20 protein-coding genes and 2 pseudogenes are annotated in these 25,687 nt (G+C 54.4%); 18 read left to right on the top strand and 4 right to left on the bottom strand.

Annotated features, from left to right (window positions below; all coding sequences use genetic code 11):
* Window positions 1-462: 462 nt before the first annotated feature.
* From EH207_RS00195 to EH207_RS00270, 16 genes are all read left to right on the top strand, one after another.
* Window positions 463-981, top strand: coding sequence for an Hcp family type VI secretion system effector (locus EH207_RS00195; protein WP_137712216.1), 519 nt, complete (start codon window positions 463-465; stop codon window positions 979-981).
* A 90-nt stretch (window positions 982-1,071) separates the two neighbouring features.
* Window positions 1,072-3,102 (top strand): type VI secretion system Vgr family protein, encoded by a 2,031-nt coding sequence (locus EH207_RS00200; RefSeq protein WP_137712217.1) that lies wholly within the window; start codon window positions 1,072-1,074, stop codon window positions 3,100-3,102.
* The gene (locus EH207_RS00205; RefSeq protein ID WP_137712218.1) at window positions 3,099-3,677 is read left to right on the top strand and encodes a DUF4123 domain-containing protein; all 579 of its coding nucleotides are present in this window, start codon (window positions 3,099-3,101) and stop codon (window positions 3,675-3,677) included. Before EH207_RS00200 ends, EH207_RS00205 begins: the two co-directional genes overlap by 4 nt.
* Complete coding sequence (locus EH207_RS00210; protein WP_137712219.1) at window positions 3,677-4,525, top strand: hypothetical protein; 849 nt, start codon at window positions 3,677-3,679, stop codon at window positions 4,523-4,525. The genes EH207_RS00205 and EH207_RS00210 overlap by 1 nt, the downstream gene beginning before the upstream one ends.
* Entirely contained in the window at window positions 4,515-6,419 is a 1,905-nt protein-coding gene (locus tag EH207_RS00215) for a hypothetical protein (RefSeq protein ID WP_137712220.1), read from the top strand. Before EH207_RS00210 ends, EH207_RS00215 begins: the two co-directional genes overlap by 11 nt.
* 369 nt (window positions 6,420-6,788) lie before the next feature.
* Window positions 6,789-7,340 (top strand): hypothetical protein, encoded by a 552-nt coding sequence (locus EH207_RS00220; RefSeq protein ID WP_137712221.1) that lies wholly within the window; start codon window positions 6,789-6,791, stop codon window positions 7,338-7,340.
* A 34-nt stretch (window positions 7,341-7,374) separates the two neighbouring features.
* Window positions 7,375-7,644 carry a PAAR domain-containing protein gene (locus EH207_RS00225; RefSeq protein ID WP_137712222.1) on the top strand — a complete coding sequence of 90 codons (270 nt, stop codon included), beginning with the start codon at window positions 7,375-7,377 and terminating at the stop codon, window positions 7,642-7,644.
* A 1,106-nt stretch (window positions 7,645-8,750) separates the two neighbouring features.
* On the top strand, window positions 8,751-9,269 hold the full coding sequence (locus tag EH207_RS00230; RefSeq protein ID WP_137712216.1) for an Hcp family type VI secretion system effector: 519 nt from the start codon (window positions 8,751-8,753) through the stop codon (window positions 9,267-9,269).
* A 159-nt stretch (window positions 9,270-9,428) separates the two neighbouring features.
* Window positions 9,429-11,465, top strand: a complete 2,037-nt coding sequence (locus tag EH207_RS00235) for a type VI secretion system Vgr family protein (protein WP_137712223.1) — start codon at window positions 9,429-9,431, stop codon at window positions 11,463-11,465.
* Window positions 11,466-11,474: 9 nt separating this feature from the next.
* Complete coding sequence (locus tag EH207_RS00240) at window positions 11,475-12,845, top strand: Tle-like phospholipase domain-containing protein (protein WP_137712224.1); 1,371 nt, start codon at window positions 11,475-11,477, stop codon at window positions 12,843-12,845.
* Window positions 12,845-13,624, top strand: coding sequence for an ankyrin repeat domain-containing protein (locus EH207_RS00245; protein ID WP_137712225.1), 780 nt, complete (start codon window positions 12,845-12,847; stop codon window positions 13,622-13,624). Before EH207_RS00240 ends, EH207_RS00245 begins: the two co-directional genes overlap by 1 nt.
* A 68-nt stretch (window positions 13,625-13,692) precedes the next feature.
* Window positions 13,693-14,433 carry an ankyrin repeat domain-containing protein gene (locus EH207_RS00250; RefSeq protein WP_246048916.1) on the top strand — a complete coding sequence of 247 codons (741 nt, stop codon included), beginning with the start codon at window positions 13,693-13,695 and terminating at the stop codon, window positions 14,431-14,433.
* A gap of 222 nt (window positions 14,434-14,655) precedes the next feature.
* A complete protein-coding gene (locus EH207_RS00255) occupies window positions 14,656-15,600 on the top strand; it encodes a DUF4123 domain-containing protein (protein ID WP_137712227.1) in 945 nt (314 codons plus the stop codon).
* Window positions 15,597-16,520 (top strand): DUF4123 domain-containing protein, encoded by a 924-nt coding sequence (locus EH207_RS00260; RefSeq protein ID WP_137712228.1) that lies wholly within the window; start codon window positions 15,597-15,599, stop codon window positions 16,518-16,520. Before EH207_RS00255 ends, EH207_RS00260 begins: the two co-directional genes overlap by 4 nt.
* A gap of 12 nt (window positions 16,521-16,532) precedes the next feature.
* Window positions 16,533-21,470, top strand: coding sequence for a DUF6531 domain-containing protein (locus EH207_RS00265; RefSeq protein WP_137712229.1), 4,938 nt, complete (start codon window positions 16,533-16,535; stop codon window positions 21,468-21,470).
* A gap of 8 nt (window positions 21,471-21,478) precedes the next feature.
* On the top strand, window positions 21,479-22,057 hold the full coding sequence (locus EH207_RS00270; RefSeq protein ID WP_137712230.1) for a DUF4304 domain-containing protein: 579 nt from the start codon (window positions 21,479-21,481) through the stop codon (window positions 22,055-22,057).
* Window positions 22,058-22,133: 76 nt separating this feature from the next.
* Here EH207_RS00270 and EH207_RS00275 read toward each other — a convergent pair.
* The 3 genes and pseudogenes from EH207_RS00275 to EH207_RS18040 form a co-directional block, all read right to left on the bottom strand.
* Window positions 22,134-22,301 (bottom strand): annotated as a pseudogene (locus EH207_RS00275) (SymE family type I addiction module toxin); the annotation flags it as partial.
* A 15-nt stretch (window positions 22,302-22,316) separates the two neighbouring features.
* Window positions 22,317-23,428, bottom strand: a protein-coding gene (locus EH207_RS00280) for an IS3 family transposase (RefSeq protein WP_137712232.1) whose coding sequence is annotated in 2 segments (ribosomal slippage) — window positions 22,317-23,167 and window positions 23,167-23,428 — 1,113 coding nt in all. Because the reading frame shifts where the segments join, the coding sequence is not laid out codon by codon here.
* A 78-nt stretch (window positions 23,429-23,506) separates the two neighbouring features.
* A pseudogene (locus tag EH207_RS18040) lies at window positions 23,507-23,641 on the bottom strand (SymE family type I addiction module toxin); the annotation flags it as partial.
* 209 nt (window positions 23,642-23,850) lie between these two features.
* Here EH207_RS18040 and glpE point away from each other — a divergent pair.
* Window positions 23,851-24,174, top strand: a complete 324-nt coding sequence (gene glpE, locus EH207_RS00285) for a thiosulfate sulfurtransferase GlpE (RefSeq protein WP_137712233.1) — start codon at window positions 23,851-23,853, stop codon at window positions 24,172-24,174.
* A 32-nt stretch (window positions 24,175-24,206) separates the two neighbouring features.
* On the opposite strand, the gene EH207_RS00290 is transcribed toward glpE, so the two are convergent.
* Entirely contained in the window at window positions 24,207-24,500 is a 294-nt protein-coding gene (locus EH207_RS00290) for a hypothetical protein (protein WP_175413609.1), read from the bottom strand.
* A gap of 340 nt (window positions 24,501-24,840) precedes the next feature.
* Here EH207_RS00290 and glpG point away from each other — a divergent pair, with 340 nt between their 5' ends.
* Window positions 24,841-25,686 (top strand): rhomboid family intramembrane serine protease GlpG, encoded by an 846-nt coding sequence (gene glpG / locus EH207_RS00295; protein ID WP_137712234.1) that lies wholly within the window; start codon window positions 24,841-24,843, stop codon window positions 25,684-25,686.
* Window position 25,687 lies beyond the last annotated feature (1 nt).

Here is a 25,687-nt window from a genome sequence, read left to right on the forward strand (position 1 = left end):
GAGAAGCCCGTAAATCTGTGGTTTACGGGCTTTCCGCTTGTTGAATAAAGGGGGGATCTGGGTACGGTATTCGATGGGGGGCGTTGAACATAGCTGTCGCTTTCAGGAAATTACCGCTAATTAACATCATAAAAGAGGTTAATTAATCTGTTTTGTGGATTAAATTCAATTTATTGATAGTTATCGTGTTGCAATAACAGTGTTGCCTCAAGATCCCAACCAAAACTTTCAGAACAAATGAAAAATCTGCGCAACTTCTTGCTCACTTTCCAGCATAAATCACTTTTTGCGCAATGGATGCCGTTGATCTGCGCAGTCTGCGCAACTTTTTGCTCAAATTTGACTTAGGCAAAATCTGGTTTAGGTAAATTCTGTTTAAAAACAATGGAATAAAGTTTGGCATGGTCTTTGCCCTGTGAACAGTGAAGTCAAACACCTGTTCAATCAACAAGGAGCAAGACCATGCCAACCCCATGCTATATCAGCATCGAAGGAAAAACCCAGGGCAATATCACCGCCGGCGCCTTCACTTCCGACTCTGTCGGCAACATCTACGTGCAGGGCCACGAAGACGAAATGCTGGTGCAGGAATTCAAACACGTGGTGACCGTCCCCACCGACCCGCAGTCCGGTCAGCCTTCCGGCCAGCGCGTCCACAAACCCTTCAAATTCACCGTCGCGCTGAACAAGGCGGTGCCGTTGATGTACAACTCCCTGGCCTCCGGCGAAATGCTGCCGACCGTCACCCTGAAGTGGTATCGCACCTCTGTCGAAGGCAAACAGGAGCACTTCTTCTCCACCATCCTGACCGACGCCACCATCGTGGACATCGACTGCCAGATGCCGCACTGCCAGGACCCGTCCAAGCTGGACTACACCCAGTTGATTGAGGTGTCGCTGGCGTACCGCAAAATCGACTGGGAGCACACGGTGGCCGGCACGTCCGGCTCCGATGACTGGCGCGCGCCGGTCGAAGCGTAATCCTTCCTTAACCCGGCCAGCGTGCCGGGTTTTTGCATTGAGGCATGGCCCGGGCCATGCCTGAGTGCGGATACAGTATCAGGAGGACGTGTGGCAAACAGTACAGGATTACAGTTCACGGTGAAGGTCGGCGCGTTGCCTGCATCGATTTTTGCGGTGGTGGATTTTCGGCTCAGCGAGGCGCTTAACCAGCCGTTTGTACTGTCGCTGAATCTGGCCAGCCCGTTGCCGGGGATTGATTTTGGCGATGTCCTTGACCAGCCGTGCGAATTGCTGGTGTGGTACGAAGGCGAACTGCGCCGCCGGGTGAGCGGCATCGTGAGCGCCTTTGCCCAGGGCGACACCGGTTTTCGTCGCACGCGTTATCAGGCGGAGGTGCGTCCGGCGTTGTGGCGGCTGGGGCTGCGTACCAACACCCGTATCTTTCAGGCGCAGAAGCCGGAGGGCATTATCGGCACATTGCTGGAAGAAGCGGGTATCACCGATTACGCCTTTGCGCTGCGTCACGACCACGCAGTACGCGAATACTGCGTACAGTATCGCGAAAGCGACCTGGCGTTTGTCACCCGACTGGCGGCGGAAGAGGGGATGTACTTCTTCCACGAGTTTGAAGAGGGCAAGCACCGGGTGGTGTTTGCCGACGACGCCGGGGCGCTGAGCAAAGGCCCTGAATTGTTCTTTAATCTCGCCACTCAGGGGCTGAGCGAGGGGGAATATGTGCGCCGTTTCCGCTACGCGGAGCAGGTGAGCACGGCAGAGGTCGCCCTCAAGGACTACAGCTTCAAGACCCCGGCCTATGGTCTGCTGCACAGCAAGATGAGCGGTGCGCTGGAGCATCAGCGCGACACCTACCAGCACTACGACTATCCGGGGCGTTTCAAGCAAGACCCGAGCGGCAAGGCCTTTACCGGCTACCGGCTGGATGCGTTACGCGCCGGGGCGATGACCGGCTCAGGCGAATCCAATGCGCCCACGCTGATGCCGGGCAGCAGCTTCACGCTCACCGAGCACCCCAATCCGGCCCTCAACAGCGGCTGGCAACTGGTCGCCATCACCCACAGCGGGCAGCAGCCGCAGGCGCTGGAAGAGGAGAGCGGGGGCGAGCCGACCACCTACAGCAACAGTTTTGAGGTCATCAGCGCCAAAACCACCTGGCGTGCCGACCTGCCGTACAAACCGATGGTGGACGGTCCGCAGATTGCGACGGTGGTGGGGCCGGCAGGGGAAGAAATCTACTGCGACGAATACGGGCGGGTGAAGCTGCAATTTCCGTGGGACAGGTATGGGGCGAACGACGACCAGAGTTCGTGCTGGGTGCGGGTAAGTCAGGGCTGGGCGGGCGGCCAGTACGGTCTGATAGCGATACCGCGCATCGGGCATGAGGTGATAGTGAGCTTTCTTGAGGGCGACCCGGACCAGCCGATCGTCACCGGCAGAACCTTTCATGCGACTAATCCGTCACCGTATGAACTGCCGTTGCATAAAACGCGGATGACCATCAAAAGTAAAACGCACAAAGGTGGCGGGTTTAACGAACTGCGCTTTGAAGATGCCGCAGACAACGAAGAAATTTTTATTCATGCGCAAAAAGATCAAAATATTCAGGTCAATCATGATGAGACGCTTTCTATCGGCAACGATCAGCGGATCGCCGTGGCGCGTGATCGCTCCACCCATATCGGTCAGGATGAAGCCAATACGGTTGGTCGTGATCGCAAAGAGCATATCCGCCAGGATGTTTTCGTCACCATTGACCGCAACGAGGTACGCAATATCGGCAATACGCTGAAGGAAGATATTACCGCCAGCCATCTCGTCACGATTGGCGAACATGAAAAAGTGATCATTGAAGGCATGCAGTCCATTGAGGCCAGAAGCGGTCAGCGACTGCTGACGACCGAATATGTCCTGCAAGGCACCGACCGTATCTTAATCCGCGGTCCGGCTGGCAAGATCCTGCTTGATGGCAGTGGTATTACGCTGGATGCACCGAATATTCAACTGAAAGGAAATGTCAGCATTCTTTCCCCTTCTGGCGACCAGATACAGGCCATTGAAGCCGCCATCAATCAGGGTTCACCGCTGGTCGAAGAGTGCCCTCTCAAAGAGGGTAAAGAATGAGCTTCTATCAACAACTGGATAAAGCAGGGTTACCGACCCGCAATAACCGTACTCACCTTTATGTGCTGACTGAAACAAGGGCCGAGCGAAACCTGTTGGCACGGCTGGAGTTTCACGAGGTTGTCCATTATCCGTTATGGCATCTGGATACGCAGGCAGGGCTTGAACCCTATACGCCGTGGCTCTGTGTACCAGAGCCTGACAGTGACTTTGATCTGTGGCTGGGCAAGGCCTATGAAACGATGCCCATGATTGTGATATTTGCCCGCATGCCACCGGATGCAGTCCGGCGACACCTGAGGCATTTTAGTAAGTTTGTGGAAGGTACTCGACGTTTTTTTCTGCGCCTGGGCACCCCGTCAGCCCTGCAACTTTATATCGCATCCATTGCCCATTTGCCTTCCGCCGTCTCACATTTTTTCGCTGATGGCGAGATTGAAGAGATGTACTTTCACGATCCACAGGCATCGTTGTCACGGCGCGTACAACCGCTGTTTGAGCAACAGCGCCATGAAGAGGCAGAGTGCGATGGGTGCCTGGTCTGGCTTGACCTTCCCGTTGACCAGGAGGCCTGATGGCGCTGAATCCTATCAATCTCGACGTCATGGCGCGCCTTGCAAGAAAGCAGGCGGATCATCGGTTGTCACGCTACTTGTGCAATACGCTGGCCCCCCTGTTACCCAGGTTGCCCAGCACGCCGCAATGTATGCCTGCGTTTGTGGAGGCCGCCGGTAAAGAAGCGATAGCGGTTGGATACAGCGACGGGCGACGATACAGCACGCACGTTACCCTGAGTTTGCTGCTTGGCCTGGGGTGGCAGAATGATATTCACCATGCCACCCTAAACCCGATTCTGACGGCGGCAGGGCTCCCTGAACCAACCCGGCTGAATTTGGCGATTAACACGGCCATTACGCTACGCCAGCAGACTGAACGCGTTATGCCACAGGCGCATCAGATTTTTATCACGCTATTGTCGATCAATCCTGGCGCATTGCAGGCTGAAAACATCTGGCGCGCCTTCGAGCAATCCGCATCGCGGTACGGCATTAATACGCCTCAGCGCATACAGACATTGTTTGAAACCTATGAAACGGATGCGCTGCATCAGCTTAAATTGCCTCCTGTCAGGCGGCAGCAGTATTCAGCTTATGAGCTGCTTGGCATGCGTCATATGACTGGACGAATACGCCTGCCCAGTGATGATTTGCAGCACCTGCAACTGAACCAGCTTCTTTGCCTGGGCCACCATGTGTTACTGGCGCTGAGCTTTGGCCGTTTCTTTTACTGCAATCCCTTATTCACCGTCTTGCATGACGGGCTGTATCAGAAAACGGACCCGCGCCAGATTTGTCATTTCTTATTGCAATTTCTGCGGCAACATCGGCGTGCTCTCATGGAGGAAGCACCTAATGACGACTGACGCCCTCAGCGCCAGCTATGAACAACTGTTTCAGGATGCGATGGAGGGGAAGGTGCCCAGCCCGGCATCGATTTGCACGGATTGCGCCGGACTCGGCGTACCGTTCTCCCTCAACGGCAGCGACGGACCCCGGGAGGCCGATCAATGGCTGGGGATCCCCTCTCACGATGATGCCGCCACGCCGGACTGGTTCACCCAGAATCCCTGGATCACCGACCGCGTCGAAAACTTCCGTAATACCTACTTGCAGCGAGTGATCCATCAGTTGGGGGAGATGTACGGAGATGCCTACCTTGCCGAATTCCATGCTTTTCAGGCTGCGCAGGGCCTGGTATTCCACTGCCTGGAAGACGACATGGAAACGGAAACCCACGTTACACCCGCCTTTCTGATGGAAGTAGCTCACGGAGACATAACTAAACTTCCCACCATTTCCTGTAACCAGACTAATTGTGTCTTTCTGGGGAGCCGCATCTACTTCTGGACGTTTACGTCTGCCCGTTATCACGAAGAGCCACTAATTGGCCCACATGGGCAACGCGCCAGCAGGCACAAATTCGAATGGACGGTTTCCGGTCTGTTCGATCCACGACAAGCTGCACAGGCGCTGGACCGCCACTATCGGCAGGCTAAAACGCTGCACAAACTCTGGACACGCGTACTCGCTGTCGCAGAAGCAGGATTCGGCGTCTTGTCCATTATTCCTGCCGTCGGCGTAGCCCGAGGGCTTTTTGGTATTTACAAGGGGGTCAGATATACGTTTGCGGCTATTGATATTGCCATTGCCGGCAACGCCATTGCCAATGGCAGCACGACACTGATCACTGGCGAAGGAATAGACCACGGCGAAGCCCTCTTTGAAAACCTGGGTAAATTGTACGATCCGAAGGACGGCGAAGAGCGTGGCCGTCAGGTCTTTATGTTAATCAATCTGGCCATGCTGACCCCCTTCGCACTGGGCGGAGCCCGTTGGGTTTTGCGCAAGATCCGGGGGGATGTGCCTGTCAGCGCCCGCTTCGACACCGACGCAATCAGTGAAGAAGAGCGCCGCAGACTGGGAGGACACACAAGCGGTGAGCCGTTGGCGATTGAACTGCATGGCAGCAGACAGGCGGAACGTCATGATGACACGGGTAATGTCGAATGGCGCGACAGACCCTCGCTGGATACCAACAGCAGCCAGGTGGCGCTGACCACGGCGACGGGTAAGGCCAATTACTCGGTCATGAGTAATACGCTACGCAGTCGTCTGACGATGCTGATTATCCAGCGTGGCGGCAGCCTGAAAGTGATAGGACGCATCTGTAAAGTGGTGGGTGATGCGGGTGAAGAGGCGCTGGCAGCCAGCATGGTAGAAAAATGGGGCGTCAATCCCCAGCGTATTCTTGGTTACAGTAATAAAGCGGGTGTGCCAAATCGGTTCGGGCTGACGAACAAGAGCGGCCACGGCCTGGATATGCTGGTCTGGGTACCGCCGCCGCCCTCACTGACCGTGCGGGCGCCCACAACTAACGCCATGCGTCACGGGATGGAGGGTGCAAACGGTACTCCCGCGCCGACACAGACGCTAAACTTCACGGAAGACACGCTGCTGGTGATTGAAACCAAAGCCACATTGGGTGGGACGAAGACGCCGGGATTTAATAGCACACAGGGAACAGGGGCAGACAAAGTTGCTGATATTCAATTGAAAATCAGAAGTAAAGTGCAAGGATGGAAGGAAGATAAAATGTTAGAAGTAGATCCGAACATGCAAGACAAGCTGGATGCAATCAATGATGCAGTCAAGTTAGGAAATATCAAGCACTTGCATGCGCAGATATTCTTTGACAGCCAAGGTCAATTGAATTCTCTGGTTGGTTCAGGGTCTGGAATTCAACTTAATATTTGGTAGAGAAAAATGACAAAGAATACGAAGAGTAGGCTCAATAAAACATTGTCAGAAGTCAGGCAGTGGGCAACAGGAAGCTCATCTGTTAGAGGTCATCGACTCAATGCCTACTTGTCGGGTGAGGGGAAGTTGGTTCTTGCGAATACGGATCTCTTCGATTACGGAATGTCGCAAGTTAGTCAAAGTCTACTCGCAGCAATAGACGGGGCTTACTGTGATGCCAACCAGCATATGGCCTACGCATTTACACGGATGATCCTGGCAGAGATGTTTGACATTCGTGAAATGAAAGGTACCGATAGACGAATCGCAGGAAATTTGGATACCGAAACACACTTGATGTTCGGGGTAATAGCAACCGGTAGACATGAGTTGGTACAACCTCACTATCAGACAGTATTGGATGGCATTGATGGCGGTTATGGCATTCACGATGGACACAATCTCCCACTCGGCACCACGCTTCGTTACGCCGCCTTCGGCTTGACTATTATTGGCGACTGGCTGGGAAAACCCTTGGATCTGGACAAGCACGCCTTGCCACGCGACCCTGCCTGGGGCCAGTTGGTGGCGCACTGGCGCGAACCCGACTTGGACAAGTTTCTACCCGTTCTGCTCGCTGCCTGCGATACCCACGTCGAGCGCATTGCTGTGACCGAGCGCGAGGCCAACCAGCAAGCCAAACAGTTTGAGTTCAATTCCGTATTCCTCGCTGTGCATCCCACAGAAATCCTGGCCGTGCTGCGTCTGCGCGAACTGCTGGGGCTGCCGAATCCTGACCACATCGACCATCCATTGATGCAAACGCCTTATGCCGCTATTACCTGCCAGCCCGGTGAGGTGACCGAGCGCGATGAATTGCTTGACCGTTTTCTTGAAGTGGTTCGTCAGCGTGATCCGCAGGTGCTGCCGCCAGGAATATAATGCGCTATGTAAATTGTAAATAAGGAGAAAAAAGATGTCTGGACGTGGAGCGATTCGTCTTGGTGATGCCCATTCAGGTGGAGGGAAAATGATTGAAGCCAGCGGTTTTCCCGTTAATGGTATTCCACAATGTTTGCTTGGCGATAACGCGGAATGTCCCGCTCACAAAGGGACGTTTCCGCTGGTTTCCGGCGGTGATGGCTCAGCAATTCATAATGGGCGACCCATGATTTTTGAACCTGGACAACTGGCTTGTGGGTGTTCAGTATCATCATCGTGTGCAGGGAATTATGACCGAAAGTAGTGATAACGAGCTTATACTCGATAGGCGATGTTTTTCGGTTTATCAGGATAGTCGGATGTATTCGCCGGAGATCTATACCTCCGAATAGATGGCAACGCTTCGGTAAACGACGGGTTACGCTTCGCTAATCCATCTACTCTGTTATTCCGGTTTAAAGACCTTTCACCCTATTAAGAATAATGAGTAAATAATTCAGTAGATGGCTGTGGCGCTGGATATTGAACCTTTTATACTTTCAATGAATTACGTTGGAAAAAATTGAATGACGCCCGTTCCGCTATTTACCTATTCCGGGATGTTCCTATACATCTCTGGATGAATGAAAACCGTATCGCTGTCATAGGCATACGGTTTTTACGTCTCTGTGATACCCCCGGCATAGCGGGGTATCCGGTGCGAAACGGCCTACGCGCTGGAAAGAGAAATTTCGTCGGCCATTTACTGTGGTAAAAGTAAATGTTGATGATATTTCCGCTTCGAATGCGTCATACCCTGCGGCGATAGCGGTTTCGTCGAACCAGATAGTCAATCATTGCGCTGGGCAAGCGCCTTACTATCTTTTTTCCAGTTGGGATTTTAAACGTTTACTTCGCCACAGTGAGTCAGGATGTACAGGAAACCGTCGTGTTTTAATTGTCACGTTCGTCAAAGGCTCTGCTTATTCAACAAAGTCGGAGAGGATCTTGCCGATAAATTTTGCCAAAGATACAAACCGGACAGACTCAATATGTTCCGTTCCCTGGTTTAGCTAAAACCATAATGGCAATAATTATCTACATAATAATTAATTGAATTTTTGTGCGTGCTTTTCGCTATATCAATAGGTGATAACTCGCAAATAGACATGACTTTCATAACCCTAACCAAAACTTTCAGAACAAATGAAAAATCTGCGCAACTTCTTGCTCACTTTCCAGCATAAGTCACTTTTTGCGCAATGGATGCCGTTGATCTGCGCAGTCTGCGCAACTTTTTGCTCAAATTTGACTTAGGCAAAATCTGGCTTAGATAAATTCTGTTTAAAAACAATGGAATAAAGTTTGGCATGGTCTTTGCCCTGTGAACAGTGAAGTCAAACACCTGTTCAATCAACAAGGAGCAAGACCATGCCAACCCCATGCTATATCAGCATCGAAGGAAAAACCCAGGGCAATATCACCGCCGGCGCCTTCACTTCCGACTCTGTCGGCAACATCTACGTGCAGGGCCACGAAGACGAAATGCTGGTGCAGGAATTCAAACACGTGGTGACCGTCCCCACCGACCCGCAGTCCGGTCAGCCTTCCGGCCAGCGCGTCCACAAACCCTTCAAATTCACCGTCGCGCTGAACAAGGCGGTGCCGTTGATGTACAACTCCCTGGCCTCCGGCGAAATGCTGCCGACCGTCACCCTGAAGTGGTATCGCACCTCTGTCGAAGGCAAGCAGGAGCACTTCTTCTCCACCATCCTGACCGACGCCACCATCGTGGACATCGACTGCCAGATGCCGCACTGCCAGGACCCGTCCAAGCTGGACTACACCCAGTTGATTGAGGTGTCGCTGGCGTACCGCAAAATCGACTGGGAGCACACGGTGGCCGGCACGTCCGGCTCCGATGACTGGCGCGCGCCGGTCGAAGCGTAATCCTTCCTTAACCCGGACAGCGTGCCGGGTTTTTTGCTGCGCTGCGGTGTGAGCGGACTCAGACCGCAGCACAGGGGGTCATTTTCACCAGGGTAGTAGCGTGTCGCACCGGGCGGTAACGGGGCGTGCGGTAGCCGTGGCAGAGGGAGGAGGAGCAAGGTGGCGAACAGTACAGGACTACAGTTTACCGTGACGCTGGGCGCATTGCCGCAAAGCGCGTTCGCGGTGGTGGATTTCCAGTTACAGGAAAGGCTGAACCAGCCGTTCAGCCTGTCGCTGAATCTGGCGAGCGCGCAGCCGGATATTGACTTTGGCGCGGTGCTGGACCAGCCGTGCGAATTGCTGGTGTGGTACGAAGGCGAGCTGCGCCGCCGGGTGAGCGGCATCGTCAGCGCGTTCAGTCAGGGCGACACCGGCTTTCGCCGCACCCGCTATCAGGCGGAGGTGCGCCCGGCGCTGTGGCGGCTGGGGCTGCGCAGCAACGCGCGTATCTTTCAGGCAAAAAAGCCGGAGGAAATCATCGCCACGTTGCTGGAGGAAGCCGGGATAGCGGATTACGCGTTCGCGCTGCGTCACGACCATCCCCAGCGGGAGTATTGCGTACAGTACCGCGAAAGCGACCTGGGGTTTGTCGGTCGTCTGGCGGCGGAAGAGGGGATGTATTACTTCCACGAGTTTGAGGAAGGGAAACACCGGGTGGTATTCGCGGATGACGCCGGGGCGCTGGGGAAAGGGCCGGCGCTGTTCTTCAATCTGGCGACGCAGGGGCTGTCGGAAGGGGAGTATGTCAGACGCTTCCGGTATAGCGAGGCGGTGCGCACCGCCGAGGTGGAGCTTAAAGACTACAGCTTCAAGACCCCGGCGTACGGGCTGTCGCACAAGAAGCCGGGCAGCGGACTTGAGCACCAGCGTGAAAGTTACCAGCACTACGACTATCCGGGACGTTACAAACGGGACCCGAGCGGCAAAGCGTTCAGCGGTTACCGGCTGGAGGCGCTGCGGTCGGATGCGGTGGCGGGCGAGGGGGAATCGAACTGCGCGGGACTGATGCCGGGCAGCACGTTCCGGCTGACTGAGCACCCGAATGCGGGGCTGAATATCGTCTGGCAGACGGTGAGCGTGACACATACGGGGCAGCAGCCGCAGGCGCTGGAAGAGGAGAGCGGGGGCGAACCGACCACGCTGAGCAACAGTTTCAGCGTGGTGAAGGGGAGCACGACCTGGCGGACGGAGATGCCGTACAAACCGATGGTGGACGGCCCGCAGATTGCGACGGTGGTGGGTCCGGCGGGGGAGGAAATCTACTGCGACCCATACGGGCGGGTGAAGCTGCAATTTCCGTGGGACAGGTATGGGGCGAACGACGACCAGAGTTCGTGCTGGGTGCGGGTAAGTCAGGGCTGGGCGGGCGGCCAGTACGGTCTGATAGCGATACCGCGTATCGGGCATGAGGTGATAGTGAGCTTTCTTGAGGGCGACCCGGACCAGCCGATCGTCACCGGGCGGACGTTTCATGCGACGAACCCGACGCCGTATGTCTTGCCGGAGCATAAAACCCGCACCACGCTGCGCACCGATACCCACAAAGGCAGCGGTTTTAACGAACTTCGCTTTGAAGATGAAGCTACCCGTGAACAGATTTATCTGCATGCGCAAAAAGACCTGGACGCGGTAATCAATCATATCCACCGCCAAAGCGTCGGGATGGATCAGCATCTCAGCGTTGCACAGGATCAGTTCCAGCGGGTTGATCGCCACAGTCACCGGACTATCGGGCAGGATGATTTTGAACAGATAGGCCAGGATCACCATCAGCATATCGGGCGTAATTTTGTTCAGAGGATCGCCGAGTCACTTAAACGGTTTATCGGTGGTGGCGAGATCTCTCATATCGAAGGCAGTCGCCAGACCACGCTGTCCGGCTCCGAAGAAACCCTGATCGGCGCACATCAGCGTATTGTGGTGAATACCGACAGCTACCTGAAAGCGGCGGACATTGTACTGGAAGCGGGGCAGGCACTGACCATTAAAGCGCCTGGCGGTTTTATCAAGATTGATGGCGCTGGCGTCACCATTTCTGGAACGCGGGTGAAAGTCAACGAAGGTGGCGCGGCGGGAGTAGGTACGGCGCCGGTTTCCGTCACGCCGGAAGAACCAGGCAAGCCGACATTACCGGATGCCCCTGACCGACGTTAAGGAGAGAGTATGCCAGGTGCCGCACGTTTGGGAGATAGCTGCGCGGGACACGGTTGTTTCCCGGCCACTCCGATTATTGAGGGCAGCAGCGATGTGACGATCAATGGCAGACCCGCCGCCCGCCTGGGCGACGCGGTATTGCTGCATGCCTGTCCTTGTCCGAATATGCCTCACGGCATACATAACCGGGCGATTTCCGCCGGCTCCGGCACGGTGACCATCAACGGCAAACCGGCGGCGCGAATCGGTGATGCTATTGGCTGCGGCGGTTCGGTGGCCGCGGGCAGCGGTGATGTCATGATTGGCGACACCCCCTATCAATCGCCAGTGAAAGCCTGTGCGGAGCAGTCCGCCAGGGATCGGGCGCCGCTGCTGGCGTTGACGCCGATGCTGTTGCCAACCCTGATGGCGTGGGGGGAAATCGCCGAATTGCCGATGCTCGATGAACAGCTTACCCTTGCCCAGCGCAAGGATCGTTATCTGGCGCGGGCAAAACTGGCGACGGAAGCGGCAACATTGCCGGGGCTGGCGGATGCGGCGCAACGGCTGGCATTTAATAACGACAGTATTTTGCGCGCGGAAGCCGCGCAGTATGTTTATCCGGTGGATGAGTTCCGACGGGGCGTGCTGGAGGCGTTGCCGAAGGCGCCTGTGGGGCTGGAGCTGATTGATACCAGCGCAATGCCGGGGCTTGAAAATGCGACTTTTTTGGATAAAGACACTGGGTTTGGAGCAGCGTTATTTAAGTCCGCTATTAATAGCGAAACCATGCTGACTTATCGCGGTACAAATAATGCGGTTACTGGTGCAAAGGATTGGATGACCAACCTTTCTCAAGGTGTGGGAAGAGAAACAGCGACATACAAGCAAGCAATGTATTTGTCTAAACAAACGAAAGATGCTCTTTATTTGCCGCCTGTTATTGTTGGACATTCGCTGGGGGGAGGTTTGGCCTCGGCGGGCGTGGGCGTAAGTGGTTTACCCGGCTATACCTTTAATGCGGCTGGTCTGCATGCGAATACTACGAGTCGGGCCGGGGGAGCCGATCTTGCTAAAATTAACTCGCTGATTACCACCCAAGCTGTGGATGGTGAAATTTTAACGATGGTGCAAGGCATTGGTAAAGCGATGGTGCCGGGTTTGTTGTCCGGCGCCGGAGCATTGATAGGCGGTTCGGCTGGCGCGGCGATTGGCGGCGTAATCGGCGTGGCGACGCTGCTGGGGGGCGCTTTACCAAAAGCGGCGGGGAGTATGCAATCGCTGCCCGCTTCCGGCGGTTCACCGCTGGCCCGTCATGGTATGGATCAAGTTATTGCCGGAATTGAAAGCCAGAAAAAGGACGATATCGGCAAAATTACCAACGTACTTAAGGGGGCGTAATGCAATGGTTGGCACGTTTGAAATGGGTAGGGATAGTTATTCTGGGATGTTTAACCGCCTGTCAAGCCGGAGGGAGCAGTATGCCGGTCAGTGAGTTTTTTACACCACCGATGGTGAAATTATTGAGGGCTATTCAGAAAGGGGATGAAACGGCGGCGCGACATCAGATTGCACAGACAGGGCTGGATCTCAATGTGCAGGGAAAGGAGGGAATTACCCCCTTATTGTGGCTGGTCATGGAGAAAGATCAGGCTGGCGCAAAACTGGCGTTAAAGCTGGGGGCCGATCCCAATTTTAGAACTGGTCATGGTAATACCGCAGTGAATATGGTTTCAGGTGCTAACTCACCGGAATGGCTAAAGATGATGTTGGATGCGGGGGGGGACCCTAATGCATTAGATCATAATAAGACGCCTGCCCTCTTTAATGCGATTAACGAAGAACGTTGGGCGGATATTAAGTTGTTGGTAGGTAAAGGGGCGGATGTGAATTTGACCGATGGGCAGAAAACCAACAGTGCTCACTATGCTGCATATTTGAATGAATATGAAATTGCATATTGGCTTATTGAACACGGAGCCGAAGTGAATAGCTATTCAGCCACAGGCGCAAGTTTGGCCTGGACGATAGAAGACAGTCTGTCAATTATGTCTCCCCAATCGCCTCAATATCCCTGGGCGTTAAAAGTAAAACAGTTATTACAGCAACGCGGCGTTGAATTTCCGCCACTGTCACCCGCAGAGGTGAGGGCGCGCCGGGCAAAAGGAGAGCCGCTTTGAGGCGTTGGTTCAGGCTACTGTTGGCCTGCGTGCCGTTGTTAACTTCCTGTCAAGCCGGAGGACGCAGTATGCAGGCCAGTGAGTTATTTGAGCCGCCGATGGCGGCGTTGTTGCAGAGTATTCAGAAAGGTGATGAGGCTACGGCAAAGCACCAATTGTCGCAGGGATTAAATCTGAATATTCAGGGAAAAGAAGGCGTTACTCCGTTGCTGTGGCTGGTTTATGAAACGCAGAATAAGGAAGCAGTAAAACTGGCGTTAAAGCTGGGAGCCGATCCAAATTATAAGGATGGTTCTGGTGATAGTATAGTCAACAGGGTATCAGGCGTAAGAGATCCTGACTGGCTGCGTGTCGTGCTGGATGCGGGGGGTGATCCGAATTCGATAGGCCGACGTAGGCAGCCTGCAATATTTAGTGCCATTGGTGAAGAACGTTGGGCTGATATTAAATTATTGGTCGAACGGGGAGCCGATGTAAATTTAAAAGATGGTCCAGGACGAAATAGTGCGCTTTATGCAGCCTATCTGGATAAATATGAAATAGTTTATTGGCTGATTGAACAAGGCGCGGATACCACTATCTATGATGATACGGGCAGTGATTTAGCCTTTTCAGTAGAAGACAGTCTGTCAATTATGTCTCCCCAATCGCCTCAATATCCCTGGGCATTAAAAGTAAAACAGTTATTACAGCAACGCGGCGTTGAATTTCCGCCACTGTCACCCGCAGAGGTGAGGGCGCGCCGGGCAAAAGGAGAGCCGCTTAGAGGCGTTGGTTCAGGCTACTGTTGGCCTGTGTGCCGTTGTTAACCGCTTGTCAGGCAAGGCTTTTGCCATCAAAGAAATAACAAGTTCGGTATTAATAATCGGTGGAGAGCTATTTTTCTGTCTTGTCGCGTTTGGCGTTAAATAATTATTATCGATTAAGTATTCAATTAATGTGCTTTTATTTAACTGCATATTTAAACATAAATTTTCTATTTCTTTTTTTATCCGAAAGATATTTAAATAACTCACAGGCAAATATCGAAGATGACAAACGGTTATTCCCTGTTTGAAATCAGTCAACGTCATGCTTTACCGCTGTACGCCATTATCGATCTGCTGAATTATCCAGATTTGCCAAAATTCTGGCAGGCATTTCAACCCGCGGCGAGTGATTTATGGCAACCCTTACGTTTTGATAAGCAGGCCGCAGACTGGCAAGTCTGGGCGCCTATTGTGGTAAAAATCGAACAAGGGGGGCCGGGGGAAACGCTGCTGCACTGGCTGACTGATACGCAGCCTTCAAAGCATCAAGGGGTCATACTGATGCATGGCGCACTCTCTCTCCGGCAGGTTGTCGCCTGTTGGCAGCGGCGCATTGCTTGCCTCTGGCCGGATGGCTCTCGTGCATTGATGCGCAGCTATGCGCCGGCGGTATTGCTGCCCTGGTGGCAGACGCTTGACGACAACGCCAAAACAGATTTTCTCGGACCGCTGATCAACCTGTTTCTGCCGACACCTGATAGTGAACAGGGTCAATACCAATTACTGATTGAACAGGAAAAAGGCGGCGAAGCTGACCCTGATTATCAAATCAATCTGACACGTTACCAGTTTTATCTGCTTGCCGATGAAAACCGATTACACCGCCTGGCGAACGAATTATTTCTGTTCGTCAGCACGTTATATGTTTTCCCGCTCGATATTGAAGTCGTGAAACACCGCTTTATCAGCGGTATTGATCTGGCAAAGGCCCGATACCCCAGAGCGACTGAAGCGGAATGTGAAACTTGGTCGGCCCATCGTTGGGTATTGAGCAGCGAATTTTTCCTACACCCGGTTTTTGTTCACCTTATTGAATATCGCACGCTCGGCGACAGCATTCGGATCTTCAAATTCGAACCTGAACGCATAGCAAGTGCGCGTCTTTATTATCATCGTCCCGGATGGATGCGGGGAGAATTACCTGATATGACGGAGGTCATCCAATGAGTGTGTCTCGACCTTTTCTGGCGCGGGAATCGGAAGATGAAGCGGCCTGGCAGACGCGCATTGCTCAGGGCGGTTGTTTTATCGTCGCGGAAGCGGCGCTGAATGACGCCGTCCCCTGGCTGGCGGAACGCTGGGGCGGCAGCCTGGATCAGACCCGGTTGTACTGGGGAGAGACCGGACGCATACACGCATCGGTCGCTTCCTACTGTATCCCGGTCCACACCGCCAACTGGGAGCAAGTGCGAGCGCACATCGTAACGCAGGATGGCTGGGGATTGGGGCTGCAACTGGCGTGGTTTATGCAAGCCTATTCACCGCTTGACCAACTGCTTGATGTTGTAAAACACCTGAGACATTGGAGCCTGGTAACCTCCCCCTCAGGGGACGACGCTATCTTGCGCATCAGTGACTGGCAGGTTATCAGTCAGTTACTGTCGGCCAGCAACGCTCAGGAAGCCTGTGCGCTGTTTGGTCCTGTCGCCAGTTTTTGCGATCTTTCCCCTGACGGTAAGGTGCAAACCTTAAGTCTTATTTCCCGCGAACCTCACACGATACCGGACACCTTGCCTCGCCAACTGAGTAATGGGCAATGGCAATCCATTATGGCGCCATCAGAACATCAAGTGCTGAAACGATATATGGCCCACCTGAAGTCGTATCACCCGCGTTGGCAGGATAGCGATGAGGAATCCTTGTTTACCTTTACCCGCCGGCAAGCGGAACAAGCCCGGCTCAACGGCTTTAACAATGATCGCGATATTGTTCGCTGGCTCGCGTTGGCGACTGAACTGGAGCCTGATTTCATTCTTCAGCCCTGGGCGCAACGCATTCTGGCGCAGCCTGAAAATATCGGTACGCAAAATCGCATGGATCGCCTTTACAGCGCGGCGCTCGAACATCAGGAAAACGAAAACGCCTAACAGGGAGTCACGATGAATCAGGACAAAAAAGCCACGCTGCTTTCCAGCGAGGACGCGGCGAAACGTAACTTCAGCACCGACAACAAAATCTCCGGCGGTTGCGCCATATGCGGCTGCGAAGCGCTGATTTACTACCATTACGATTCCGGAAAGCCGGTGCCCAACGCGCCGTTCGTGCTGACCGACAGCAATAAAAAAGAGATCCGCGGCAAGACGGACGCCAACGGCCTGTGCCATATCTTCGACATGGGGTGCGGCACCTTTGAGCTTCTGCTGGATGAAGGCACGGATGCGTTCGAGCCGAAGCAAACCGTTCAGAATAATCCGGTGTTGCAGTCCAGCCCGGCCTACGCAGCGTTGGCCGCTGAATATTTCACATTGTATCTTCGTCTGCGCAAGCAGGGTCTGCTCGCCTATGACGCGGAGGACAGCGGCGACAGCCATGTGGATGTGGAAGGTGCGGGGCTTCTCACGTTAATTCCGGATGAATACCGGAAAGAATATGACCGCTTCTGGCAACTGGACGAACAGGTCAACCGCGGCAGCCGCCAGTTGAAGCAGGCGATTAATAAAACCCACCACAGTCTGGCGGCGGAAGTGGCGGATATGGGGGAGGATGACAACGCCGCGTTCATGATGCTCTGTCAGGTCGTTCTGGGATGCGTGCCGGTGGTGGGGCAGGCGCTGGATCTCTTTTTCATCGGTGAGTGGTGCTGGAAAACCTATGAAAATCCGGCGCTGCTGGATGACAATTTGCATCTGGCTGACGGCGCGCTGTGTGTGATCGGCGTCGTGCCGGGGCTGGGGGACGCGATAAAGGTGGTCGGCCGGGCGATCCTGAAAGCCCTGAAGAAAGGCTCGCCGCAAGCGGTGCAGTTTGCGATCAAGACTATCCGCAGCCTGTCGGACGGCAATCTGGTGCAGGGAGTGACCCGGCTGCGGGGCTTGCTGCGGGAGTATGGGAAGAAAGGCAAGGACAAGCTGGCGGATATCCGTGCTGCGATGATAAAAGCGCTGGACGACGCAGCGAAAAAAAGCTGGCTTGTCGGGGTGATGAAACAGCGCTTCAGTAAGATGATCGATAATCTGGATCGACTTATTGAAGGTTACGACGAAGCCATCACCACGCTTGAGAGCAAATTCGACAGCTTTATTCCCCTGATTGTGACCCGGGCCTCCGGGAGTGCGCTTCGCAAAGGGGCATTTGCGAAGTCCGCAAAAGCGCCCGTCCCCCGCGCGACAGCCGAGACGCGGGCCGCCTCACAGACGCCGGCGAAAAAGACCCCGTCCCATGACCCCAAAAAACCTGCCGCGCCGCCGGAAAGGGCGAGCAAGGTTAACGCAGGCAGGAGCAAGGATGAGCGGCCCGGTGCCCTGGAACAACAAAAAAAAGCCGACGAAAAGGATAAAGCCACCTGCGCGACCTCAGATAAATGCAAGAGCGAGGGGGAGCCGGTGGATATGGCCACGGGATACGTGGTGGACTGGCGTACCGATTTCCAACTGGCCGGGGTGTTGCCGCTCGCCATGAAACGCTATTACCGTTCCGGCGGCGAGCGCCAGCCGGGGTTGCTGGGGTCGCTGTGGCGTTGCAACTGGGATATGAGTTTGACGCTGGACAACGGCGTGGCGACGCTGACGGATGGCGAGTTCAACCAAGCCGTTTTCGTCCTGCCCGATGAAGGCGGCTTCAGCCGCTCGCCGTCCAATCCGGGGTGGCGGCTGAACCGCCATCAGGGACAGTTGGTGTTGCAGCATGTCGACGGGTTGCGCTACCGGTTCGACCATGCGCTGGGTCTGCAATTGTGTCTGACCGGTATCGAAGATCGGGCGGGAAACCGGGTATCGCTGTTATGGGATCGCGCGACGCTGTGCTGGGTGGGCCTGCCCGATGGCCGTCTGGTGCATGTGGAAACCGCGCGCCGACGGATTGTCAGACTGACGCTGTGCGATCCGCATCGTCGGCCGCTGAAGACGCTGGTCAGTTATACCTATGACGCACAGGGGCACCTGCTCAGCGTGCGGGCGGGTGAAGGGCGTAATTTTGACTACACCTACTCGGCGCAAGGCTGGCTGCTGCGTTGGTCGGATTTGGCGCAGACCTGGGTGGAGCATGACTATGACGACAAGGGGCGGTCGATCGCGGATCGGGCCGCCGGCGGATTCTGGCCGGGGCGCTTTGAATACGATGATGACAAGCTGACCAGCCACTATCACAGCGGGTTTGGCGGCGTGGTCAGCTATGTGCGTGACGCGCGCAATAATATTCTGCTGCGGCGAACGCCGGACGGGGGAGAAACGCGGTTTGAATGGGAAAACAACCAGTTAATCGCCGAGACCGACCCGCTGGGCAACCGCACCGAATACCAGCGTAACGAATGGGGGCAGGCGACGGCGATAACGCTGCCGGATGGGGCGGTCCATCGTTATGACTATGATGATGAGGGGCAACTGCTGGCCTACACCGACCCGCTGGGCAGCGTGTGGCGCTACCGGCGTAATACCGCAGGCCAGGTCGTGGAAGTGAATGACCCGGAAGGGCGGGAATGGCTGCATCATTATCACGCGTCCGGGAAACTGGCGACGTTGACTGGCCCGGACGGGGTGGCGGAACGCTATCACTATAATACGCGCGGGTTGCTGAGCGGCGTTGAGCGTGACAACGCGCCGGCGGCGACGTTTATCTATGACGACCATGACCGGCTGAGAGAACGGCATATCGCCCATGATCAGGGTGTGCAGATTCGGCGCTGGGAGTACGAGGGAGGACGGGAAGCGCCGTCAAGGGTGATTTACGAGGACGGCAGCGAAACGCGGTTCGGATACGATGAGGAAGGCAATCTGACCGGAGTGACCGACGCGCTGGGTCAGTGTTACCGGTTCCGCTACGGGGCGTTCGATAACCTGCTGGAAGCGACCGACCCGCTGGGGGCCACTATTCGTTATCACTACAATGCGGAAGCGGAGTTCGCCGGGGTGACCAACAGTCAGGGGCAGGACTGGCGGTATGAGTTTGACGCCGGCGGCCGGCTGAGCGGGGAGCGGCATTACGACGGGCGGGCGTACCGTTACGGTTATGATGCGGCCGGCCGGCTGACGCGGCGGGTTGCACCGGACGGCAGCGAGCTGCGCTACGGGTATGACGCATGCGGACGGGTGAGCGAGGTCACGGCGCTGAAAGCGGACGGTGAAACGGAAGGCGTGACCACGCTGGCGTATGACATGGGCGGACGGCTGGTCAACGCGTCGAACCCGGACGCAGTGGTGGAATACGCTTACAACCGAGCCGGGCAGGTGGTGTCGGAGCGGGTGAACGGCGAGGAAATCCGCAGCGTTTATGATGAGAGCGGCGAGCGGTCGGTGGTGGAAGGGCTGTTGGCGGGGCTGCAACTGTCGTGGTCGTCGGGGCGGTTGTCGGGGCTGGGTATCGGTTCGCATCAGCCGCTGAGTTTCAGCCACACGGTGTCGGGCGAGGAGGGGCGTCGCAGCAACGGGGCGGGTTTTGCGCTGCGTCAGGAGTGGAGCGCGAGCGGTCTGTTGCGGCGTCAGGCGCTGGAAGGGGCGGACGGGCGGGTCAATGATGTGCTGGAGCGGCGTTATCAGTATGACGAGCTGGACCGTCTGACGGGCATCAGCGACAGTCACTGGGGCGGGCAGGCGTTCCGTCTGAACGGTGCGGGTCAGGTGACGGCGGAGCGTCGCGAGGAGGGGCGGCGGCGGCAGGCGAGGTTGTTTGGTTACGACAGCGAACAGAACCTGTGTGAAGTGGCCCGGATAGCGCCGGGCGAGGCGCTGGCGGTGAAGGATGCGGTGGCGCAGTGGAGGTCGCGGTATGACGCGGCGGGCCGGGTGGTTGAGCGGGGTTATGCGCAGTACCGGTATGACGCGTGCGGGCGTCTGGCGGTGAAGCGGGAGTCGCGTCCGGGTTTCCGGCCAAAGGAAACGCGTTACGAGTGGGACGCGCAGGCGCGTCTGGTGCGGGTATTGTTACCGGACGGGGGGCGCTGGCGCTATCGGTATGACGCGTTCGGCCGGCGGATAAGCAAGACGCGGGAGGGTCAGGCTGAGCTGGGGCAGGCGGTGGCGCGGGTGGCGTACCGGTGGGACGGTGACCAGTTGGTGGGTCAGCGGCAGTATCTGGCGGACGGGACGGCGGCCCGGGAGGTGCAGTGGGTGTATGAGCCGGGGAGTTTCCGGCCGCTGGCGCAGGTGGAGTCAAAGGGAGAGAGAACGCGGCTGCACTATATCGTGACGGATGTGTCCGGGACGGCGCGGGAGCTGTGCAGCGAGGAAGGCCGGGTGTTGTGGCGGGGCGAGCAGGGACTGTGGGACGGTTACCGAGAGGAGAAAATCGCCATTCCGCTGCGGCGTTATCCGGGGGACGCGGCGAACGATGAGGCGTACTGCGAGCTGAGGTATCAGGGTCAGATATATGACAGGGAGACGGGGCTTTACTATAACCGACATCGTTATTATGATGCAGAAGGCGCGCAGCAGTATATTTCGCCTGACCCGATTGGGCTGCTTGGTGGAAATAGACCGCAGGGTTATGTACATAATCCATTGGAATGGGTTGATCCGTTCGGGCTGGATAAGAAAGGTGCTGCATCTCAGGTACAGAAAAATAAAGCCGTAGGCGATTCTGTAAGGGATGAAATTGCAGCCGAAAGAGGAACGGATCTCATAGAGCAGAATTTCCGGGTTCCGGGTGGGCTACGTCGAATGGATGTAGTTGATGGTACTACTGGGATTGAATCTAAAGTTGGGCGTACTGGCTTAACGTCGAGGGTAAGACAGGAAGTTGCTAGAGATATCAAAATATTAAGAAGTGGCCAGCTTGATAGAATTGAGTGGGTATTTACAAGAAGTCCTACGACCGGAAAGATCGGGCCAACGAAAGCTCTGGAAAATGTGCTAAATAAACATGGAATACCAATTGTTTATCGATAGGTAACGTAATGAATACTAATTTAATAAAAGACTTTTTTATTTCAAATGGTTTCTCTAAAGAGAGTGGTGCTGATTTTTTTAGGGAGAGTAATGGCTTTTTGAATTGTATTAATCTTCAGAAAAAAACCACAGGAGACATTTTTTTTATAAATTTAGGTGTTCATCCAGTCTTTGATCAGATAAATAGCCATTCTCTCCCTAAAAGAGAGATTGATTGTTATATCCGTACTCGATTATCTACTGATGAAATGCTAAGGATCGAATTGTTAGATTCGCCAAGTGGTGTCTCCTTGGTTATTAAAGCGCTAGAAGAAAAAGCGTGGGCGTTTTTTAATTTTTTTAGTTCTATCGATGATGTTTTTGCTCATATGAGTATCGATAAAGTTAAGAATGGTAATATCCCCACTGAATTTAATAGTGTTACATCTGTTAGATTAGTGTCAATGTGTATGAATTATAATCTTTTAAGGGGGAATATAGATGTGGCTCGTGACTTTGCAAATTATGGGCTGTCTGTTGCGGGAATGGCTGTAGGGGTAAAGAAAGAGTTTAAGCAGGTTTTAAAAAATACTGAAAATAATATCTAAGTGTTATTAAATAATAAAAAATCCGGAAGTGATCACACGATCCTTCCGGCTATTTTATTTTTAGCGGTTGGTGTTATTACGCCAGCATAGTCCCCTGTTCTGCCCGAATGGTTATTTTACCGGGCAGCACGTCAATGCTTAACGGCTGGTCGGGTAACCCGCTCAGGGTGAGCCAGTCGCCCGCCAGTGTTAACGTGCCGTTGTCCTCCACCCAGTCCGCGCCCTCCGTCTCGCAGCCGTCCATGTAAATAGACCCGTTTTAGTTCCACGCACTTTTTGAGATCCCGGCCAGATGGTGTTGTAATCGGTATTCCTCCGGTGTCAGGTTGCTCAGCGATTCATGTGGACGCTCACAGTTATATTCTGAAAGCCACCGCTCTGTGATTTCTCGTACTTCGTTCAGCGTCCTGAACAGATAGAAATCCAGTATTTCAGTGCGGTATGTCCGGTTAAAGCGTTCAATAAATGCATTCTGAGTCGGTTTACCCGGTTTGATAAATTCCAGCCTCACTGCGTGCATTTCTGCCCACTCAGCCAGAGTCAGTGAAATAAATTCCGGGCCGTTATCCATGCGAAGCATCGCGGGATATCCCCGGTTTGCTGCGATCCTGTCGAGCACTCGAACCACTCGTTGGGCCGGCAGGTTCAGGTCTATTTCGATCGACAAAGCCTCGCGATTAAAATCATCGACGACATTGAATGTGCGAAAGCGACGGCCGCAAATCAGCGCGTCATGCATGAAATCAACAGACCAGCTCTGGTTCAGAGCTTCAGGTGTGGTCAGCGGCGATGGGTTACGTACCGGCAGACGCTGTTTGCCTTTGCGACGAAAATTCAGTTTCAGCAGACAGTAAATACGGTGGATCCGTTTATGGTTCCACTGGTATCCCTGCCGCCGCAGAACCTGAAACAGCTTCGGGAAGCCGTATCGTGGATATCTTTCCGCAGCCGTCTGCAATGCGAAAATAACGGGTTCGTCACGCGTGTTGTCCGGACGGTAATGGAAAACCGTTCTGCTCAGGTTCATGCTCCTGCAGGCCTGACGGATACTCAGTCCGAACGTTGTTATCAGGTGCGTCACCAGCTCACGCTTAAAGGCTGGCTTCAGAGCTTTTTTTCGATAACATCTTTCAATGCCCGATTCTCAAGACTGAGGTCGGCAAACATCTGCTTGAGCCGACGGTTCTCGTCCTCAAGATCCTTTATTTTTTTAATATCAGATGCTTCCATGCCACCGTATTTAGACTTCCAGTTGTAATAAGTGGCTTCAGAGATTCCGGCCTCGCGGCAGACATCTTTCACTGTTCGTCCAGCTTCAACTGACTTAATCACCGTGATGATCTGATGCTCAGTAAAACGGGCTTTACGCATAGCGATCTCCTTCGTTGGCAAAATGAGTATGCCGGAAGATCTCTAAATGTGAATGGCACGATTATGCGGGATACTTACAAGCCAGTCGCCCGCCAGATAAAGCTCGCCGTTATCACGTATCCAGTCCGCCCCTTCACTGTCGTGGCCGTCCAGCTCTGCCAGCAGCGCGGCGATATCGGTGTCCTCGCCCAGCCGGGTCAGCACCATTCCGTTGCATTACAGACGGATACGAGACAACGTCCCGGCGATGTCGTGAGCTGCGGTGGCGTGTTGAGGGGGAGAAGTGTAAACAGAGGATAATGTTTTAGGGTGGTCTTGCTTGCTGACAAAAAGCGGATATCGCCCCACAACTTATCAGGTTTAATCTCTCGCCTGTCAGGTTACAATAACGCTCCTTACGATTAATATGGTGGGAGCGCCTGATGGAACAATATGAAGCGATAGGCATCGAGCAGGCGTATGCCCGCTGGCGGCAGGGCGGGGTTGTCGCCGATATCCGCGATCAGCAGAGTTTTGCCGCGGCTCATATCCCCGGCGCCGCTCATCTGACTAACGAAACGCTGTCGGATTTTGTTCGCGCCGCCGATTTTGCAACGCCGATCATGGTGATTTGCTACCACGGGATCAGCAGCCGCAATGCGGCACAGTACCTTATTAGTCTGGGTTTCGAGTCGGTGTACAGCATTGACGGTGGCTTTGAAGCCTGGCAAAACCGCTACCCGCAGGAAGTTCAGGCGCAGGGCTGACGGGCGTCGGGCATATGGATATAAGGCCCGCTTTACTCGTTGCCCGGTTCATCCCCGGCTGTTTTGAACATCTGAATGATGCTTTTTGCCTGCATGATGACGACAATCAGAAACAGCACGGCAAGGAGAGCAGAGATCGGGCGTTCCACGAAGGCGAGCAGATTGCCATCCGACTTCAGTAAGGAAGACAGCAAGCTTTTCTCGAACATCGGCCCGAGTAGCATGCACAAGATCACTGGCGCAATCGGGTAGTGATGCTTCTGCAACAAATATCCCACAATCCCCATCACCAGCATGACCACCACGGACGCCATGGCGTTATTCATTGCTGGCCCGCCCGTGCCTGTCCAGATAGGTAAGGATGCGATTTCGTCTTGCGTCGAGAAACTAGCGCCCCCCTATTTATATCAGGAGAGTAAAACAGTCACGTTGATTAAAAAGTGACTGATATCATGGGAAATACGTCGAGACGGAAGTAAACAAAAACAAGTAATTTGGTTGTCAAAAAGAGAGTGAAATGATTGACATATTGCTATGCTGAGCGGGTTTTTGGACGAACGGCATGATTTCCCACTGAGGCGAAAAGGATATTCTCGCGCACGCCCCTCCCGGATATGTGATATTTTTACGCCCAATCCACCCATGGCAAAATGTGATAAATCAACTATGGCAATTCGAGTTATCGCGCTATCCAACCCACGTCTGGCTCAAGCTTTTGTGGATTACATGCATACGCAGGGCGTCAGTCTGGAAATGCGCTCCACGGGACAGGAGGCTGAACTGTGGCTGGCCGATGACGCCCATCTGACGCAGGTGCAGCAAGCGCTGGACATCTTTCTGCACGATCCGCTCAACCCGCGCTATCAGGCGGCAAGCTGGCAGACCGGTTCGACCGATTCAGGTATCCAATACCGTCGGTTCTCTTATCTGCAAACCCTCAAACGGCAGGCGGGGCCGCTAACGCTGTTAATCATGATTGTGTCGGTTGCGGTGTTCGCGTTGATGAAGATTTCAGGTTATGAGCGTGTAATGCTGCTGCTCGCTTACCCGGACGCCGGGCAGCAATGGCAGCTCTGGCGTTGGTTCAGTCATGCCTTGTTGCATTTCTCCGTCTTACATATTCTGTTCAATCTGTTGTGGTGGTGGTATCTAGGCGGGCCGGTCGAAAAAGTGCTGGGCACCCGTAAACTACTGGTGATTACTCTGGTGGCCTCGCTGGTCAGCGGTTGGGTGCAGTCGCAGTTCAGCGGCATCTATTTTGGCGGGTTGTCCGGCGTGGTGTATGCCCTGATGGGCTATGTCTGGCTGCGGGGAGAAAGAGAACCCGAAGGTTATTTGTTTATGCCGCGCAGCCTGATGGTGTTTGCATTGCTGTGGCTGATCGCCGGATATTTCGATATTTTAGGAATGTCGATAGCTAACGCGGCCCATGTCGCCGGGCTGGTAATCGGGTTATTAATGGCCTTCTGGGATACTTATAATAAAACGAATAATAAAACGACCCCCCGGTGAA

Origin of the sequence: Brenneria rubrifaciens (assembly GCF_005484945.1) — a bacterium.
In the GTDB taxonomy this organism is placed as follows: Bacteria; Pseudomonadota; Gammaproteobacteria; order Enterobacterales; family Enterobacteriaceae; genus Brenneria; species Brenneria rubrifaciens.